This window comes from Burkholderia sp. M6-3, from assembly GCF_050858985.1.
In the GTDB taxonomy this organism is placed as follows: Bacteria; Pseudomonadota; Gammaproteobacteria; order Burkholderiales; family Burkholderiaceae; genus Paraburkholderia; species Paraburkholderia caledonica.
In genome coordinates this window covers 1,392,643-1,409,025 of the sequence record NZ_CP110090.1, presented here as the reverse complement: position 1 = coordinate 1,409,025, position 16,383 = coordinate 1,392,643, and the positions used below count along the sequence as shown (strand labels likewise).

Genomic DNA, 16,383 nt, shown 5'->3' with positions numbered 1-16,383 from the left:
GGCCTCGCTCGCGGCCGGCTACTTTCCGCGCTTACGGAAGAACTCTTCCATCATGCGAGCGGGTTCGCCCGAGTCGTACGCTTCGCGCTGAATGCGCTCCCCCGCTTCGATACAGTCGACGAACCCCGGCTCTGTCATCTCACGAAAACGCTGCTTGTCCAGACGCATCGCGACGGGCGGCTTCGCGGCGAGTTCAGTGGCGATTTCCAGCGCCTTGTCGAACACCTTGTCTTCGTCGACCAGATGATGGATGAGGCCGATGCGATGACACTCGTCCGCGTCCATCAGACGGCCCGTCAGCGTGAGCTCGATGGTGCGCGACATGCCGAGCATCGAGTTCATGATCCAGGGGCCGGTCGTGCTGGCAATGCCCGCATTGATTTCCGGCTGCCCCATGCGCACGCCTGCATGTGCGACGCGAATATCGCCGAGCAGCGCCACCTGGAACGCCGAGCCCGCGGCTGTGCCGTTCAGCGCCATGACGAGCGGCTTCGCAAGGCTGCGCAGCGCCGTGTAGTAGCGCTGCCATTCCTTGACCCACGCCACCGCGCGTTCGCCGTCGAAATCATGTGCTTCCGACAGGTCCTGGCCTGCGGAGAAAGCCCGGTTGCCCGCCCCCGTCATGATGATCGCGGCGACATCGGGGTCGTTGTTGAAGCGCTCCAACGCCTCGATGATGATTTCGCGCATCGGCGTGGTCCACGCGTTTAAACGCTCAGGACGATTGAGAGTGATGACCGCGACGCGGCCGTGATTCGAGAACAGCACGTCATTGCTCATTTGTTATCGCATCGCAATAGTTGATGGTGTAATGCAATATAGGCGCACCAAAAATAAGGTGCAAGCGGGTTTACCAGAGAGACGACAGGGGCGTCCGGCCGTTGAGGTGCCGAGGTCCGGCCAGCGGAGATTTGAGGTTCATCGCGGGAAGAAAGAAGGCCGGCGACGCTCTCTAGCGCACCCCTCTGCGGGGTTCGAGCGTGCTTAATAGTTAGTTAGCCGATCTGACGTAATCGCGTCGAAGTGCGCGGTCAAGCTTGGTTCTTCAGAGGGAAAGGCGGAACGGCGGCGCTGACACCCAACGGCGTTGCGCCGGTGGAAACGGTCACGACAGATTGCAGATCGCGGAGCGATGGAACAACAAAGGACTGCATCGAGGACAAAACCGACGCGCAGAAAAAAGCCGCAGACAAGCTGCGGCAAACAAACACACACGCCGAACGTTTGGGAACGCTGACGCCTGATGAATCGTAGCGACGTTTGCGGGGCATGAACATCGGGTGTTTTGTATGACAGCATGCGCTGAGTGCGCCAGAAGGCTTGTAGCACGTGCGTGTCGGCGCAACCGGACATTCGTCAAGTCGCGAAAAAACAACGCGAAGCGCAGGACGGGTCGCCCCATACATGGCAGGCGATGGAAGCAAACGCCGGTGGACGTCCGCGCAACAATGTAAAATCATCCCCCGATCGAACGCTGCACCCCCTATTCGCGCAGTCACTGCGATGCGCGTGTATCGCTTCGTCACCAGGCCACGCTGTGCGAACGTGCAGGACGGTTCCCGCGTGGCGTCTTCGGCTTCCAGTTCGCTCGCAAGACTGCGAACGATTCCATGTTCGGCACGAAATTGATTCGGCGCGACAACCAACGTGCTCGCACCGGATGGTAAAACGCCAGCCGGTCCAACCCATTACTTCAGGTTCAATTTGACTCCACTATCCGTCTACGTTCTCACATACAACAGCGAGCGTTATCTGGACAAGGTTCTGGCGGCCGCGAAGCGGGTCGCGGATGACCTGCTGGTCGTGGACAGCGGCAGCACCGACGCGACGCTGTCGATTGCGGCCGAACACGGCGCACGAATCGTGCATCGGCCGTTCGACAATTTTCGCGCGCAACGGCAGTTCGCCAACGGGCTTTGCCTGCACGAAACCGTGATGTTTTTCGATAGCGACGAAATTGCGAGCGACGCGTTAATCGACGAAGTACTCACCCTGAAAGCCCGCGGTTTCGATCACGAAGCGTATGCCGTCAGGCGCGACTGGGTCGTCATGGGCAAGGTCATTCACGCGCTGATGCCGATCTCGTCGCCGGACTATCCGATCCGCATCTATCGGCGCGCCACGCTGCGTTTCACCGACCATAGCGTTCACGAAACGCTGACCGGCTATGAGAACTGTGGGCGTATCGAATCGCCGGTCGTTCATCGTACGTTTGAGACCGCGAGCGAGATGAAGAGCAAGCTCGATCTGTACACGGACCTCGCCGCAACCGACCTGCTGGATAGAAGAGACCCGGCTCGCGTCCTGTGGCTCAAAAGCTGGTTCAGCCCTTTGGGCGCATTCCTGAAGTGGTACATCCGCAAAGGCAATGTCCGCGACGGTCGCATCGGTCTAACTCTTGCGCTTTACGCTTCGTCCTATACGCGACGAAAGTACCGCAAAGCGCTCGTGCAACTCAATGCAAATCGTTGAGGTGCTTTTTTCTATCGGCGCGTGAGAGCAGAATGAAAAGCCGCCGCCCACACTGAACCTTGCGATCTGCCCAGGATCGCCCACCTGCCGACCGGGAGTTTCGTATGATCGTATCGATGAATACGTATTTCGACGTTCCCGGCGGCTTGCGCACGGGCACTGTCGGGCTGACTTTGGCTCTCGCCGTTTCCACTGCGGGCGCGGCGTCGAGCTGTCCGACAGTGATCACGACGCCGGGCGGCAGCGCATTCGACATGGCCTTGCTCATTTCGGACAACGGTTCGCCGGCAGCGGCGCTCGCGAAGCTGCGCTCCGTGTTGTCGAAGCTCGGCTGGGGAAGCCGTTGCAGCATGCTCCGAGACGTGGCCGCATGCGAGGAAACGGTCGAGCTTGCGAAACGGGCAGTCGTCGCGCTCGAAGCTTGCGCCGGCTCGACGCCGCCCAGTACGGGCGCCGACAAGCCGCGTGAACAAAGCGGAGACCGGGGCCAATCCGCACGACTCGGCGAATGAAGCCGTAGCCCAGGCTACCTGGCGATTCGCGCGATGCCTGGTCGTTGTTCTACACACGCCATGCGCGACATGCGTCACTGCGATTCGTACTTCAGTCCGAAGCAGCGGCCGTACGTCGAAGCGCGGCTTCGCTGGGCGCCGCCGCAAGCGGCGAGCTATCCATATCCGCTGTTTCCACGACGACGCGTTCCAGCGCCCTGAACGGCGCGAGAAGCGCCTCGTCCGCGACGCTCGACGTAATGAGCCGCCAGTCGCGTTCGAGAGGAGTCCAGTGTTGTTGCCGCGAGCGGCCGAGTTTGTCGGCGTCGGCAAGCACGAGAACCTGCGCCGCGCGCCGGATGATGCAGTCCTTCAGATACGCTTGCTGCGCGCTGGCTTCGCACAGCCCGAATTCGGCGACCACGCCATCCGCGCCGAGAAAAGCCTTGTCGACGCTCAGACGGCTCAGCGAAAGTTCGGCAAGCGGCCCGAGCGTGCTCATGCTCGAACTGCGCAGATCGCCGCCGATCAGCGTCAGATGCACACCCGGAGCGTTCGCGAGCGTCATCACGGCAAGCAGATTATTGGTCACCACGTGAAGATCGACGCGCGAGCCGAGATGCCGCGCGAGCGCGGCGCAAGTCGTGCCGCCGTCGAGCAGCACCGTATCGCCGTCGTGCACATGCGCGGCAGCCGCCCGCGCAATCGCTTCCTTCTGCTCGCGCTGCGTCGCCTTGCGTTCCTCCAGCGACGCCTCCGGCTCATGCGAGCCGATCAGCGCGGTCGCGCCGCCATAGGTGCGCACGAGGCGGCGCTGGTTCGCAAGCGTCGTGAGATCGCGCCGGACCGTTGCCTCGGATACGCCGAGCGCGGCGCTGAGCTGTTCGACGTTGGCGTCGCCGGTCACAACGAGATCGAGAATCGCGCGATGGCGCTCAGACGCTTTCATGGCTGTCATCTGCAGTAAAGAGGCTGCCGATCTTACACCACGGCCGCCGCACCATTTGCCCTGCTTCAGCCGCGCCGCGTGGCGAGTTCGGCACCCTGGCGGAGTGCCTCGAGCAAGCTGCGCTCGTCGGCGATGCCCTTGCCCGCAATGTCGAATGCGGTGCCGTGATCGACCGATGTGCGGATCACTTCGAGGCCCACGGTCACGTTCACGCCGGCTTCGAGGCCGAGCACCTTCACCGGGCCGTGGCCCTGATCGTGATACATCGCGACCACCAGGTCGAAATCGCCGCGGCCCGCGCGGAAAAACAGCGTGTCGGCGGGCAGCGGCCCCGTCACGTCGAGCCCCCGTTCCTGCAGCACTTTCACCGCCGGCACGATTTTCTCTTCTTCCTCGCCGTAACCGAACAGGCCGTTTTCGCCGGCGTGCGGATTGATGCCGCACACGCCGATGCGCGGCTTCGCAATGCCGGCCTTGATGAGCGTCGCATTACCCCGCTCGATAGTGCGTTGCACGAGACCCGGCTCGATCTTGCGGATCGCATCGATGATGCCGATATGCGTGGTCACGTGAATCACGCGCAGTTGCGGCGCGACCAGCATCATCGACACCTCGTCCACACCCGTCAGATAAGCGAGCATTTCCGTATGGCCGGGAAACTTGTGGCCGCCCGCGTGCAGCGCTTCTTTGTTCAGCGGCGCCGTGCAGATCGCGTCGATCTGCTTCGCCTCGGCGAGTTGAACCGCGCGCGCGATGAACTGATAGGCGGCGTCGCCGGCGACTGCCGACAACTGGCCGAACGGCATGTCGGCGGGAATCAGGTCGAGGTCGATGCAGTCGATCGTGCCCGGCTCGTAGCGCGCTTCGGCCGCTTCCTTGATACGGCGGATTCTGGCGTTGCCGCCGACGATCTCGTTCGCGCGCTCCAGCCGCCGCGCGTCGCCGATCACGAGCGGACGGCACTGCTTGTAGACGATGTCGTGCGCAAGGCTTTTGACGATGATCTCCGGGCCGACGCCCGCTGCGTCGCCCATCGTGATGCCGATGACTGGAAGGTAATTGCTCATGATGTTTTGCCTGGTCCTTGATGTCTGCCTAACCTGCCCGCCTGATTGCGCCGATGCGGCGCTCAGGCTGGATCGTGTAAGCCGGTTCCCGCGACCGCCGACGTTGCCGGCGCTTCGTGCAGATAGCGCCACGCGGCGAACAGCGCGTGATCCGTGCCGAAGGCGCCCGCCTTCGTGACGATACGCAAATGCGGTTGCGACGCGCGGGCTTCGATGGGCTTGCCGATTGCCACACCCGGTTCGATCTCCGCAATCAGTTCCACACCGCTGACGCCGACGGCACTCAGCATCGCGCGCGCGGTCTCGCCGCCCGTTGCGATCAGTCCGCCAAGCGCGCCGAAATGCGGCTCGACGAGCGCCGCAAGTGCCGTGGACAGCAGCGCGCCTTCGGCCGGATCGAACGCGTCGTCGCGGCCGATGCGCAGCAACAGATCCGCGCGCGTCGCGATCACCTCGCCGATCTGTGCCCGCCACGCGGGCCAGTCAGGATGACGCTCTCCGTCGCGCAGCATCGCGGGCGGTACGGTCAGTTCCGCCATGCCCGCGCGTTCGCGCAGCATCGCACACTGCCGCTCCGACACCGCCGAGAGACTGCCCACGAGAACCAGCACCGGCGCGCTTTCATCGCGCGATTGCGGTGGGCATTGAGTCTGTGCCGCGGGTCGAGTGTCGAACAGACCAGCGAGGCCCGCGATCTCGCGCGCGAGGCCGCCTGAGCCGACCCAGAACAGCGCCTCGCTCATCTGCGTCGTGACCTGAGCGAGCGTCGATAAATCCTGCCTTGTCTCGGCGTCCACCACCAGTGCCTGCGTGCCGCTCGCTGCCACTGCTGCGATACGCGCGGCGAGCGTGTCAGCACCTTCGCGCAGCGCGTCCACCTCGAGTTGCGCGGTCGACAAGCCGGCTTCCGCCAGCATCGCGTGCAGGTCGGCGGCGCGACCGGGATTGTCGAGCTGCCAGGTGTCCGTCGATTCGAGCGGTTCGCCGTGCACGAACACGCGGCCGCCGCGCAACGTGCGGCCCGTCGCCGGGAACGCAGGCGCGACGATCGCGAGGCCGGCTAGCGGCTGCAACGCGGCGACCTCGGCCGCCCAGTTGCCGCGCAGCGTCGAGTCGATTTTCTTGTACAGACGCCGGCCCGGACCGCGCAATGTCTGCCAGGCCGCCGCGCTGCGTTGCGCGGCCTGGGCTGGCGTGAGACGGCGAGTGTCGGTGTCCGCGGCGATCACGTCGGCCGCCTGTGCGTCGAGCCCATGCGCCGGCACGTCGAGCGTCACGATGGTGCGGTGCCCGGCGCTGGCAAAGCCGATCGCGCAATCTGCGGCGCCGGACAGATCGTCGGCGATGATCAGTATGCTCATCGCGCCAGCTCTCCTGCTTCGCGGCGAAGCTGCACGCGTTTCGCGACGGCGGCAGTGAGGATCGGCGAAAGGATCGCGGTCACCACGACGCACGCGGCCACGAGCAGTGTCGCGCTTTTAGCAGCCTCTGAGTAGACCGGGTTCGCCGCGGCGATCAGCGCCGGCACAGCGGCCGCATTACCCGCCGTGTTCGCTGCCGCGACGCCAGCGACACCGGTGCCGCCCGTCAGACGATCGGCCAGATAAAGCGGAATGCCTGTGACGATCACAACCGCAATGCCGAGCCCGATGCCGAGGATGCCGGCCTGCCACACCTTGTGCAGATCGAGGCTCGCGCCGAGCGCCAGAGCGAAGAATGGAATCATCACCGGTACGGCTTTGCCGAGGAACGCGCGCATTTCGCGGTCCAGGTTACCCAGCAGCATGCCGAAAACCAGCGGCAGGATGCTGCCGACGAGCGTAGGCCACGGGAACGCCGACAGACCGGCGACGCCAAGCGTGACCATGGTCAGGAAGGGGCCGGATTCGAGCGACATGATGGTGTAGGCACCCACGTCTTCCGAGCGGCCGTATTGGCCCATCAACGCCATGTAGAGCCCGCCGTTGGTGTCGTTCATCGCCGCGACGACCGCAAGCGTCGACAGACCGGCGAAAAGTCCCGACGAAATGGGCTGTTCGCCGAGGAAACGCCCCATCACGACGCCAATTACGATCGCGGCGCCAACCTTGGTGACGAACAGCGCGCCGCCTTTTTTCAGCAGATAAGGCGTGGCTTTGACGTCGATGCTCGCGCCCATGCAGACGTAAAACACCGCGAGAATCGGCAGCGCGCCGGTGAACAACGCGTTTGTGAACGAGCCGAAGAATTTCGGCATGCCCGGCAGGAAGGTCGCGACGAGCGCGCCTAGCAGCAACGGGACGATCATCATGCCGCCGGGTACGCGTTCAATGCCGCGCTTTATGTGTATTTGGGCCATACGAGTCTCCAGTCTGATCCGACCTGATTGATTTGGTCACTGATTTGATTGAAACGATCAGATTGCAGTGTACTTCTTCCGAGAAACTTGCGCAAATCAATCATTTGTGTGATCGATGTGAGCAGGCGGCGACTGGCACGAGCGCGCGACTCGCTGCTGCGCCTCTCGCTAACCGGCAGTAACGGGCTTGCGTCAACGGCGCGAAACGGATGCTGACCACGTACACTGCCGTCAGCAACGGGCAATCCAAAAGGAGCGAGGTAAGTAATGACGAGCGCGGCGTTCTCCCTTGCAGGTTCCGACAACTGGCTAGAGGCGCGGCGCGATCCGGAGACGGGAATCGAAAGCCTGCGCGCGCATTTCAGCGGCCACGCCTACGATCCACACGACCACGACGACATGCTCATCGGCTACACCGAACAGGGTGTACAGCGCTTCCGGTGCCGCCGCTCGCTGCACACGAGCGTCCCGGGCCGGGCGATCCTGATCGAGCCAGGCGCGTTGCACGACGGCCATGCGCCGGAGGCAGGCGGATTCACCTACGCAATGCTGTATCTGCCGCAGACCTGGGTCGAACGCGCGACGCGCCGCCTGAACGTTCCCGGTCTCCAGCGGGTCGACGCGGCTTTCGCGCATACGCTCGTCGACGACAGCGGTCTAGTCGATGCCATCCGGCAAGCGTTTCTCGCGATCTACGGCAATGAAGGTCGACTAGCGCGCGACCAGACGTTAGATCGCCTGCTCAAGCGGCTCGCCGGTCACCTGGGCGATATGCCGATGGCGGATGGCGTGGCGATGTCAGCCACGATCGCCCGAGTCCGCGATTTCTTGCACGACCACATGGACGGCAACGTCGGACTCGATGAACTGGCCAGTATTGCGGGGATCGACCGGTTCCGGTTGACGCGTCTGTTTCAGCGGGCGTTCGGCACGTCGCCGCACGCGTATCTGATCCGCCTGCGCCTGCGCGCAGCGCGCAGACTGCTCGCAAACGGCCGCACACCCGCGGAGGTTGCCGCAGAAGTCGGATTCGCGGATCAAAGCCATCTTGGCCGCTGGTTTCGCCGTGCGTACCGGATGACCCCGGCCGCCTACCGGCGCATGTGCACGAACGTTCCAGACTGATTGCGCAGGCTCGCCGATCATGAGCGCCTCACCGAGGAGCAAACATGTTCGATACGAAGGTAGCGCTGATCGTGCGCGACGATCTCGCAGTCTGGCAGAAACTCAATGTAGCCGCGTTTCTCGCGACGGGTGTCGCCGCCGCGATACCGGACGCGCTGGGCGAGCCTTACGAGGATGCCGCCGGGCGCCGATATGGCCGCATGCTAGGTCAACCAATGCTGGTGTTCGCCACCAATCTTTCCGGGTTGCAAGCTGCGCATCGGCAAGCCGTCACGCGCGAACTCACGATCGTGCCCTACGTGCACGCGATGTTTTCAACCGGCCACGACGCGGCGAATCGCGAGGCTTTTCATGCGCAAGATGTGACGAACCTGGACCTCGTGGGTCTCGCGCTGCATGGGTCCAAAAAGGCCATCGACAAAACGGTGAAAGGGCTTGCATTGCACCCGTGAGTGATGTTCGCGGCGGCGGCGCAGTTGAGTCCATCCAACGCGGCTTCGAGCAAGGTAATCGCGTTGGCGTGTCGAGCGCCGCCTCGCCGTCCCGCACGTAGCGAGGCGGCATCGCCTCATAAGTACTCGACGTTGCCATCCACACTGATTGCCTGCCCCGTCACATTGCTGCCCGCCGGGGACGCGAGGAACAGTGCCATTGCCGCGATGTCGTCGACAGTCACCATGCGGCGTAGCGAGATTTTCTTCAGGTACTCTTCGCGCATCGCGTCAAACGGGATTCCAAGGGCGTCTGCACGAGCGGAGATTACGCGGTCCATCCGTTCGCCTTCCACCACGCCGGGCAGAATCGCGTTGACGCGCACATTGCTCGGTCCGAGCTCCGCAGCGAGCGATTTGACCAGCCCCACGATCGCCCATTTCGTCGACGCGTATGGCGTTCGGAACGGATACCCAAGGCGTCCCGCAACAGAAGACATCGCGATGATGCTCGCGCAGTCCGATGTCTCCTTGAGTACCGGCACCGCCTTGCGCAGGAAATAGAACTGACTGTTCAGATTGGTGGCGACAGTACTCTCCCATTGCGCGGGATCGAGTTCCTCCACGGCACCCGTAGGTCCCGCTATGCCGGCGTTATTGACGAGAACATCGAGTCCGCCGAGCTTGCGCCGCGCATCGTCGATGATCTGATCGACCTGTGCCTGCTTCGACACGTCGGCGATGCCCGCGTGCAGTTTGGGGAACCGCGACGTGGCCGCATCGATGGCGGCCTGGTTTACATCGCAGATATAAACCTCTGCTTGCGCCTCGATGAACGCTTCGGCGATCGCCAGACCAATTCCCGCAGCACCCGCTGATACGAATACCCGCAGCCCGGGCCTCGGCTTCAAAAGATCAATGATGCTCATTCGCGTGTCTCTCCGATGTTCTTGATATGGCTCGTCATGCGGCTCGTAGAGTGATTAATAACGCTGCTCACAGCGTGAGTCCTCCGGTGGCCTCTATAACCGCGCCGTTGACATAGCTTGCTTCGTCGCTCGCGAGGAACGCGTAGATGCTGGCGATTTCCTCGGGCTTGCCGAGCCGGCGCAGCGGCACCTGGTCGCGCATCTTCGTCAGCACATCTTCAGGGATCGTCTTGAGAATGGGCGTGTCGATGAAACCCGGCGCAACCGCATTGACGCGAATGCCTTTCGGACCCAGTTCGCGACTCCATGTCTTCGTGAAGCCGATCACGCCGAACTTGGCTGCGGCATAGTTCGTCTGTCCATAGTTACCGTAGACGCCCACCACGGAACTCGCGTTCAGGATGACGCCGGAACCCTGTTCGATCATGGTATCGACAACGGCCTGTGCGGTATGGAAAACGCCGCGAAGATTCACGTCGATCACGTCGTCGAATTGCTGCAGCGTCATTTTTTGCAAACGGGCGTCGCGCGTGATTCCCGCGTTGTTCACGACCACATCGATGCGCCCATATGTGCCGCGCACCTTGGCGACCACTTCATCGACTTGCGTGCGATTGGTGACATCGACGGCAAATGCGTCCGCCTTCCCGCTCGCTTCGCGACACAGGTGCGCGACCGTCGCCACCGCATCGAGATTCATGTCGCAAGCGATCACGACCGCCCCTTCGCGTGCGAACTTCAATGCCGTTGCCGCGCCGATCCCCTGCCCCGCGCCTGTAATGATTGCGACTTTTCCGTTCAGCTTCATCGTTGAATATCCTTACTGTAAAAACCAGGCTCGAACATGCCCGCTATGGTTTCATCTGTGCAGCCGGCCCCGACGACGCAAGCACACCGGCCTCGCTGCGCATTGCTCGCGCCAGCACAGGAACCAGTGCGAGACCGAGCACCCCGGCAATCAGGATCACCGTGAAACCGGCATCGCTTCGACCGGAGGATGTTTCTGCAATACCGAACAGATACGGTCCCACGAAGCCGCCAATCAACCCGATCGTGTTGACGAACGCAAGGCCGGCGGCTGCCTGAATGCCTTGCAGACGCTTCATCGCGATCGCCCAGTAAGAAGGCAGCACGCCGCCCGCGAAGAATGCGGTCACGGTGAGCAGCGCGATTCGCGCGGCGGGATTCGTCACTGCAAGGTACGCACAAGCACCGAGGATAAGCCCTGCGGTCAGGATACCGAGAAACACACAGTCGCGATCCGTGCGGCGGTGGATACGCGGAAGGACCAGCACGCCGAGCAGAAAGCCGAGACCGACGCTCGCCGACAGAAAACCTACCACGAGCGACGAATTGACATGCATCTGATGAATGATGGCGGGCGTAAAGAAATACAGTCCGACGAACGCGACCTGATTCAGAAAGTAGATGATGCCGATCAGCACCGTCGTGGGCCGTTTCAGAGCGGCAATCCAGTTCGCGGACGAATAGTCCGCGCGGCCGTGCCCGTCGATCACCGCATGCGTCTCAAGCACATCGCGCTCGGCCGCCGAGAGCCATCGTGCGTCGCGCGGCCGCTCGGGCATCTTGAAGAACAATACGATGCCGACGATCACGCTCGGAATGCCTTCGAGCATGAACATCCATTGCCAGCCGTGCAGGCCGCCGAAGCCGTCGAGTTGCATCAGCGCGCCGCCCAACGGATTGCCGAGCATCAGCGCGAGCGCCGGTGCAATGTAGATCCAGCCGACCACGACAGGCCGGTCGTGAGGCGCGAACCAGAGCGTCACCATATACATCAGCGCGGGGAAAAGGCCCGCCTCCGCAATGCCTAGCAGAACACGCAACGCGTAGAACGAGGACGTTCCCTGCACGAACATCATCGCCGTCGACAGAATGCCCCACGTCACCGCGATGCGTGCGATCCAGCGGCGCGGCCCGACCTTGTGCGCTGCGAGGTTGCTCGGAACTTCGAGCAGTGCATAGCCGAGAAAGAAAATGCCCGAGCCGAAACCGTATGCGGCGGCGCTGATGCCTACATCCGCCGCAAGCTGCAGCTTCGCGAGCGCAACGTTGGTGCGATCGAGGAAGGACATGAAGTAGATGGCGCACATCAACGGGATGAGTCTGGCCATTGCTTTGCGCGTGGCGACGCGATGCAACTGTCCGACCCGCTGATCGGCGGAAGCGGTATCCATAACGTTGTCTCCAATATTTGAAACAGATCTATTTTTTTGTTGTTGCGAGGCAGACCGGGACTCATGCGCTGATGAGTCTCGCGGCAGGTACACAGCGGCTACAGGTTGACCTGATCGGCGCCCTTGAGACCCAGCATTTTTCGCGCGTCGGCGGGCGTGGCGATTTCCAGAGACAGTTCTTCAAGAATGCGACGGATTTTGCGGACCTGTTGCGCGTTGGTCTCCGCCTTCACGCCCTTCGAGAGGTACACACTGTCTTCCAGACCCACGCGCACATTGCCGCCCATGATCGCGCTCATGGTCACGAGCGGCATCTGATGCCGGCCTGCGCCGAGCACCGAGAAGTGATAATTCTCGCGGCCGAACAGCCGGTCTGCCGTCGAACGCATCAGCAACATGTTTTCAGGGTCCGCGCCCAGACCGCCCAGAATCCCGAACACCGACTGAATGAAAAACGGCGGCTTAACGAGGCCTTGATCGACGAAATGCGCAAGGTTATAGAGGTGGCCCACGTCGTAGCATTCGAATTCGAAGCGCGTGCCGCTTTCGCCCAGTTCCAGAAGAATGTTGCGGATGTCCCTGAAGGTGTTGCGGAAGATCATGTCTTCCATTCCTTCGATGTAGTCCTTCTCCCAGCCGTAGCGCCACGATGAGATTTTTGCGGCGACCGGATGGATCGAAAAGTTCATCGAGCCCATATTGAGCGAACACATCTCGGGCTTGGCCAGTCGAGGATACGCGAGACGTTCTTCGAGCGTCATGCGCGTGCTGCCGCCTGTCGTGATGTTGATAACGGCGTCGGTCGCTTCGGCGATCGCAGGCACGAAGGCCTTGAAGATTTCCGGGCTCGGTGTCGGTCGGCCGTCAACCGGGTCGCGAGCGTGCAAGTGGATGATCGCGGCGCCCGCTCGAGCCGCCTCGATCGCCTGATCCTTGATTTGCTCCGGCGTGATTGGCAGAAACTCGGACATCGACGGGACATGCGTTGCCCCCGTGATGGCGCATGAAATGATGACCTTTCGGCTTGTGTCGCTCATTGAAATATCCTCGATTGCGGACATGATCCGACGCACCGTCGTGCGCGACCGGATCACGCGTCCGCGTTGTCCCCATTGTCTGCAGATGCCCCGACCGCTGTGCGGGCGCATCGTCTTGTGTAGTCAATCTTATTTCGATACGATCGCAGCGGTAAGGTCATTTCCGGACATGGAGATGTCCCTTGAGGACAATTTGCGGAGCTTTCTTTGGCATCGACCCGCCCATTGCTTAACGAGCGTATCTACGCGCCGTACAAAATCGCCGCGCTGGTCGAAGTCCTCGCGGAGCAAGGCATTGCGCCCGAAACCAGTCTGAAGGGAAGCGGCCTGACAGTGGACCAGCTCAACGACGCGTCCGTGATGACCTCGGTGCGTCAATATGCAGTGGTGGCCCGCAACGCGGTGCTGCTCTCGCGCGACCCGGCGACGCCGTTCAAGGTCGGCTCGCGTCTGCACCTGTCGGCGTACGGCATGTACGGCTATGCGCTGATGTCGTGCCTGTCGTTGCGCGATTACTTCCGTCTCGGCGTGAAGTACCATCGCCTTGCAACACCCACGGTGACGATCGAGTGGACGGAGTATCCGGACAAGGCTGTCTGGTCGTTTCCGGACGCGTTTGTTTCGAGCCCGTCGCGCGAACTGCGCGAGTTCATCATCGAGCAGCAGTTCACGCAGCATGTCACGCATCTGCAGGACGTCGCCGGCCATAGCTGCCCGCCGCTCAAGGCCTGTTTCTCGTACCCTGCTCCGCCGCATGCCGGCATCTATTCGCAGTACCTCGGCTGTCCGTGCTTTTTCGACGCGCCGCAATGCGAGCTCATCTACGACAGCGCGATTCTGAACCAGAAGCCGCAGCTCGCGCACAAGCTCACTGCAACGCTGTTGCAGGAAACCTGCGATCGCCTGATCGGGCAGGCGAAGACCTCTGTCGGCACGTCCGGCGAGGTGTATCAGATTCTGATGAGCACGCCGGGCGTTTTTCCAGGCATGGAGGAAGTGGCGACAAGGCTGAATCTTACGAGCCGGACCTTGCGGCGTCACCTTGAAACAGAGGGAACCTCTTTCGTGGCAATCGTCGACGACGTGCGCTGCTCGCTCGCTATCGAATATCTGCAGTCGACAAGAATGAGCACCGAAGATGTCGCGATGCTTCTAGGCTTCAGCGACGCGGCAAACTTTCGCCGCGCCTTGAAGCGGTGGACAGGAAAAGGGCCTGGCGAACTGCGGCGGTGAGCGCGTTTCCGTTGCCCGGTGCCTGCGATTGAATGACAGTACTGCGAACGTTAATGTGCCCTTCGAACGCGGACACCCGTAGCGGAAACTCGCGCGACCTGGCGGCATGAAAAGCTTGCCCGTCAGATCCGCGCGTAAATCGAAGTGCCGATTGTCAGCGTCGTCGCACTGGTCGACGCGAAACGGATCTCGTAGAGGTCGCGCCCGAAATTGCCCGGCACCTTGACCGACATGCCACCGAGCGTGTCGCTCAACGGCACGAATAGCTGGTAGCGAAGGTCTTCGTTGCCGTACAGCACGTAGCCCGGAAGCTCGTTCAGTGTCGCGAAAAACCCCGGCGGATTGCCAAGCACGACGATCGGCACGGCGCTCGGCGAATCGTTGGTCAACGTCCATTGCGTACCGACGCGTTGCTGCCACGCGCTGTCGAGCGCCGCCAGCGGTGTCATTTGCTGACCGACCGGCAACGTCAGATAGGCATAGCCCGCGCCTGGCACGACGCGCTTCATCAGATAGCGATAGTTGAACGCATTTCCCCCGCTGTCGCTGCCCGACACGACTGCGAACCGATACGAGGCCGTGTCGGTATCGCTTGCCCACCAGCCGTCGCTGCGATACCGGTATGCGCCAATCTGCGCCCAGCCTCGCGTGTGGGCGTCCCACTGGTTGATCTGCAGACTACCGTCCGCGTTGGCAAGCACCTGATACGGCGAATCCGAATTGCCGTAAATGCCCGCTCCGCTCGCAATGCCCGGCCCCGATGCAACCGGCGGTGGCGTTTTACTGATCCTCGCCGGTAGCGACGAAATCGTGCCGTCTTCTTTCAACGCCGACAGCACCAGCGTTTCAGCAATCCCGCGAGCGTCGTATCCCGCATTGCCGGTCACCAGCAGCGCGAAATGCGAGTTAGGCACAACGAAAAATTCGGTCGAATAGAACGCAGTGCCGCCGTCTTTTTCCCAGCCGAGCACGCCTGCAGCGTTGAGCGCCGGCTGTACCACGGTGTCCCAGCCAAGACCCCAGCGCCATTCGGGCGATGGGTTGATCGTCAGGCTTTTCGTCTGGTCCGCGCCCATCTCCGCGATGCCCGCCGCGGAGACGATGCGCCGTCCTTCGAACATGCCGCCGCCGTAGATCATCTGCGCGAGGTTCATCATGTCGGCGGGCGTGGAGCTTAGTCCTCCGGTCGCGTACGCATTGACGAATTCCTGGCGCTGCGTGCCGTTCACGTACGGCAGCGAGAACGATCCGCTGGAAGGCACGCTCGTCAGATAGCTGGAGTTCGTCATCTTGAGCGGCGCGAGGATCTCCGACTGGACGAAGTTCACGAAGCTCTGCCCCGTCACGGCGAGCACGACCTGCTCGACCATCGTGAAGCCGTCGTTGCAATACACGGCGAGTTCACCAGGCAAATGCTTCAGGTGCGAGTTGGCGAGTTCGGCTTGCGTGTCGGCGGCGTAGCCGGCAACCGGCTCGAACGTGAAGAGATTGCGCCCATTTGTCCCGGGCAGACCGGATGCATGCGACAGCAGATGACGCATGGTGATCTGTGCGTATTGCGGCGACAACATCGTGAAGGTCGGCAGATATTTGACGATTGGCGTGTCGAGCGTGATCAGCCCGCGATCGACGAGGATCGTCGCCGCCAGCGCCGGGAACAACTTACTGACCGAGCCGATGTTGAAGCGCGTCTGCGGCGTCGCCTTGATCTGCCCCGGCACCGATGCCAGCCCGAAAGCCTGCTGCCAGACCACCGCGTTGCCTTTGACCATCGCGACTGAAATCGCCGCCACGCCATTCGACGGATCACTGACAGCCTGCTGGATCGTCTGTTGACCAAGCGCAATGGTCTGCTGATAAGGCGTCGAATGGAGCTCGTCGTTGCCGCAGCCGGGCAGCACGGCCGCGAGCACCCCGGCGCCCGTGTAGCCGAGAAATTGCCGCCGCGCTTCGCTGGAAAGCCCCTTGTCGTTGCGGTTGCGTCTGGCCACGGCATTCCCCTTTGTTCAAGTTTTTCAGGACCTGTAACAAGCGTTTGTTAAACCGTGGCGCCGCCCGCACGGCAAAGCCATTTCCGCATCTTCGACACGATGCGAGGGCGTTTTCGCGTGCG

General features: G+C 62.2%; 15 protein-coding genes. 5 read left to right on the top strand and 10 right to left on the bottom strand.

Annotated elements, in window-relative coordinates:
- Positions 1-18: 18 nt before the first annotated feature.
- Positions 19-780: an enoyl-CoA hydratase/isomerase family protein gene (locus OH764_RS06085; RefSeq protein ID WP_498848383.1), complete on the bottom strand. Its 762-nt coding sequence runs from the start codon at positions 778-780 to the stop codon at positions 19-21.
- Between the two features lie 924 nt (positions 781-1,704).
- Between OH764_RS06085 and OH764_RS06080 the strand changes: the two genes are divergently transcribed.
- Positions 1,705-2,472: a glycosyltransferase family 2 protein gene (locus tag OH764_RS06080; protein WP_498848382.1), complete on the top strand. Its 768-nt coding sequence runs from the start codon at positions 1,705-1,707 to the stop codon at positions 2,470-2,472.
- Positions 2,473-2,576: 104 nt separating this feature from the next.
- Positions 2,577-2,984 carry a hypothetical protein gene (locus tag OH764_RS06075; RefSeq protein ID WP_498848381.1) on the top strand — a complete coding sequence of 136 codons (408 nt, stop codon included), beginning with the start codon at positions 2,577-2,579 and terminating at the stop codon, positions 2,982-2,984.
- Positions 2,985-3,075: 91 nt separating this feature from the next.
- Here OH764_RS06075 and OH764_RS06070 read toward each other — a convergent pair whose 3' ends face one another.
- The 4 genes from OH764_RS06070 to OH764_RS06055 form a co-directional block, all read right to left on the bottom strand.
- On the bottom strand, positions 3,076-3,912 hold the full coding sequence (locus tag OH764_RS06070) for a DeoR/GlpR family DNA-binding transcription regulator (protein WP_498848380.1): 837 nt from the start codon (positions 3,910-3,912) through the stop codon (positions 3,076-3,078).
- A gap of 65 nt (positions 3,913-3,977) precedes the next feature.
- Positions 3,978-4,979: a 4-hydroxythreonine-4-phosphate dehydrogenase PdxA gene (gene pdxA, locus OH764_RS06065; protein ID WP_498848379.1), complete on the bottom strand. Its 1,002-nt coding sequence runs from the start codon at positions 4,977-4,979 to the stop codon at positions 3,978-3,980.
- A gap of 62 nt (positions 4,980-5,041) precedes the next feature.
- Complete coding sequence (locus tag OH764_RS06060) at positions 5,042-6,340, bottom strand: four-carbon acid sugar kinase family protein (protein ID WP_498848378.1); 1,299 nt, start codon at positions 6,338-6,340, stop codon at positions 5,042-5,044.
- Positions 6,337-7,317: a 2-keto-3-deoxygluconate permease gene (locus tag OH764_RS06055; protein ID WP_498848377.1), complete on the bottom strand. Its 981-nt coding sequence runs from the start codon at positions 7,315-7,317 to the stop codon at positions 6,337-6,339. Before OH764_RS06055 ends, OH764_RS06060 begins: the two co-directional genes overlap by 4 nt.
- 267 nt (positions 7,318-7,584) lie before the next feature.
- On the opposite strand from OH764_RS06055, the gene OH764_RS06050 reads away from it, so the two are divergent.
- Together OH764_RS06050 and OH764_RS06045 are read left to right on the top strand one after the other, a co-directional pair.
- Positions 7,585-8,442: an AraC family ligand binding domain-containing protein gene (locus OH764_RS06050; protein ID WP_498848376.1), complete on the top strand. Its 858-nt coding sequence runs from the start codon at positions 7,585-7,587 to the stop codon at positions 8,440-8,442.
- 44 nt (positions 8,443-8,486) lie between these two features.
- On the top strand, positions 8,487-8,894 hold the full coding sequence (locus tag OH764_RS06045; RefSeq protein WP_498848375.1) for a DUF2000 family protein: 408 nt from the start codon (positions 8,487-8,489) through the stop codon (positions 8,892-8,894).
- Between the two features lie 116 nt (positions 8,895-9,010).
- On the opposite strand, the gene OH764_RS06040 is transcribed toward OH764_RS06045, so the two are convergent.
- From OH764_RS06040 to kce, 4 genes are all read right to left on the bottom strand, one after another.
- Positions 9,011-9,802, bottom strand: a complete 792-nt coding sequence (locus OH764_RS06040; protein WP_498848374.1) for an SDR family oxidoreductase — start codon at positions 9,800-9,802, stop codon at positions 9,011-9,013.
- Between the two features lie 67 nt (positions 9,803-9,869).
- Positions 9,870-10,610: a beta-ketoacyl-ACP reductase gene (fabG, locus tag OH764_RS06035; protein WP_498848373.1), complete on the bottom strand. Its 741-nt coding sequence runs from the start codon at positions 10,608-10,610 to the stop codon at positions 9,870-9,872.
- 43 nt (positions 10,611-10,653) lie between these two features.
- A complete protein-coding gene (locus tag OH764_RS06030; protein ID WP_498848372.1) occupies positions 10,654-12,000 on the bottom strand; it encodes an MFS transporter in 1,347 nt (448 codons plus the stop codon).
- 98 nt (positions 12,001-12,098) lie between these two features.
- Positions 12,099-13,037 carry a beta-keto acid cleavage family enzyme gene (gene kce / locus OH764_RS06025; RefSeq protein ID WP_498848371.1) on the bottom strand — a complete coding sequence of 313 codons (939 nt, stop codon included), beginning with the start codon at positions 13,035-13,037 and terminating at the stop codon, positions 12,099-12,101.
- A 207-nt stretch (positions 13,038-13,244) separates the two neighbouring features.
- Between kce and OH764_RS06020 the strand changes: the two genes are divergently transcribed.
- A complete protein-coding gene (locus OH764_RS06020) occupies positions 13,245-14,270 on the top strand; it encodes an AraC family transcriptional regulator (protein ID WP_027775304.1) in 1,026 nt (341 codons plus the stop codon).
- A gap of 122 nt (positions 14,271-14,392) precedes the next feature.
- Here the strand turns inward: OH764_RS06020 and OH764_RS06015 are convergent, their stop codons facing one another.
- Positions 14,393-16,261 carry a serine hydrolase domain-containing protein gene (locus OH764_RS06015; RefSeq protein ID WP_498848370.1) on the bottom strand — a complete coding sequence of 623 codons (1,869 nt, stop codon included), beginning with the start codon at positions 16,259-16,261 and terminating at the stop codon, positions 14,393-14,395.
- Positions 16,262-16,383 lie beyond the last annotated feature (122 nt).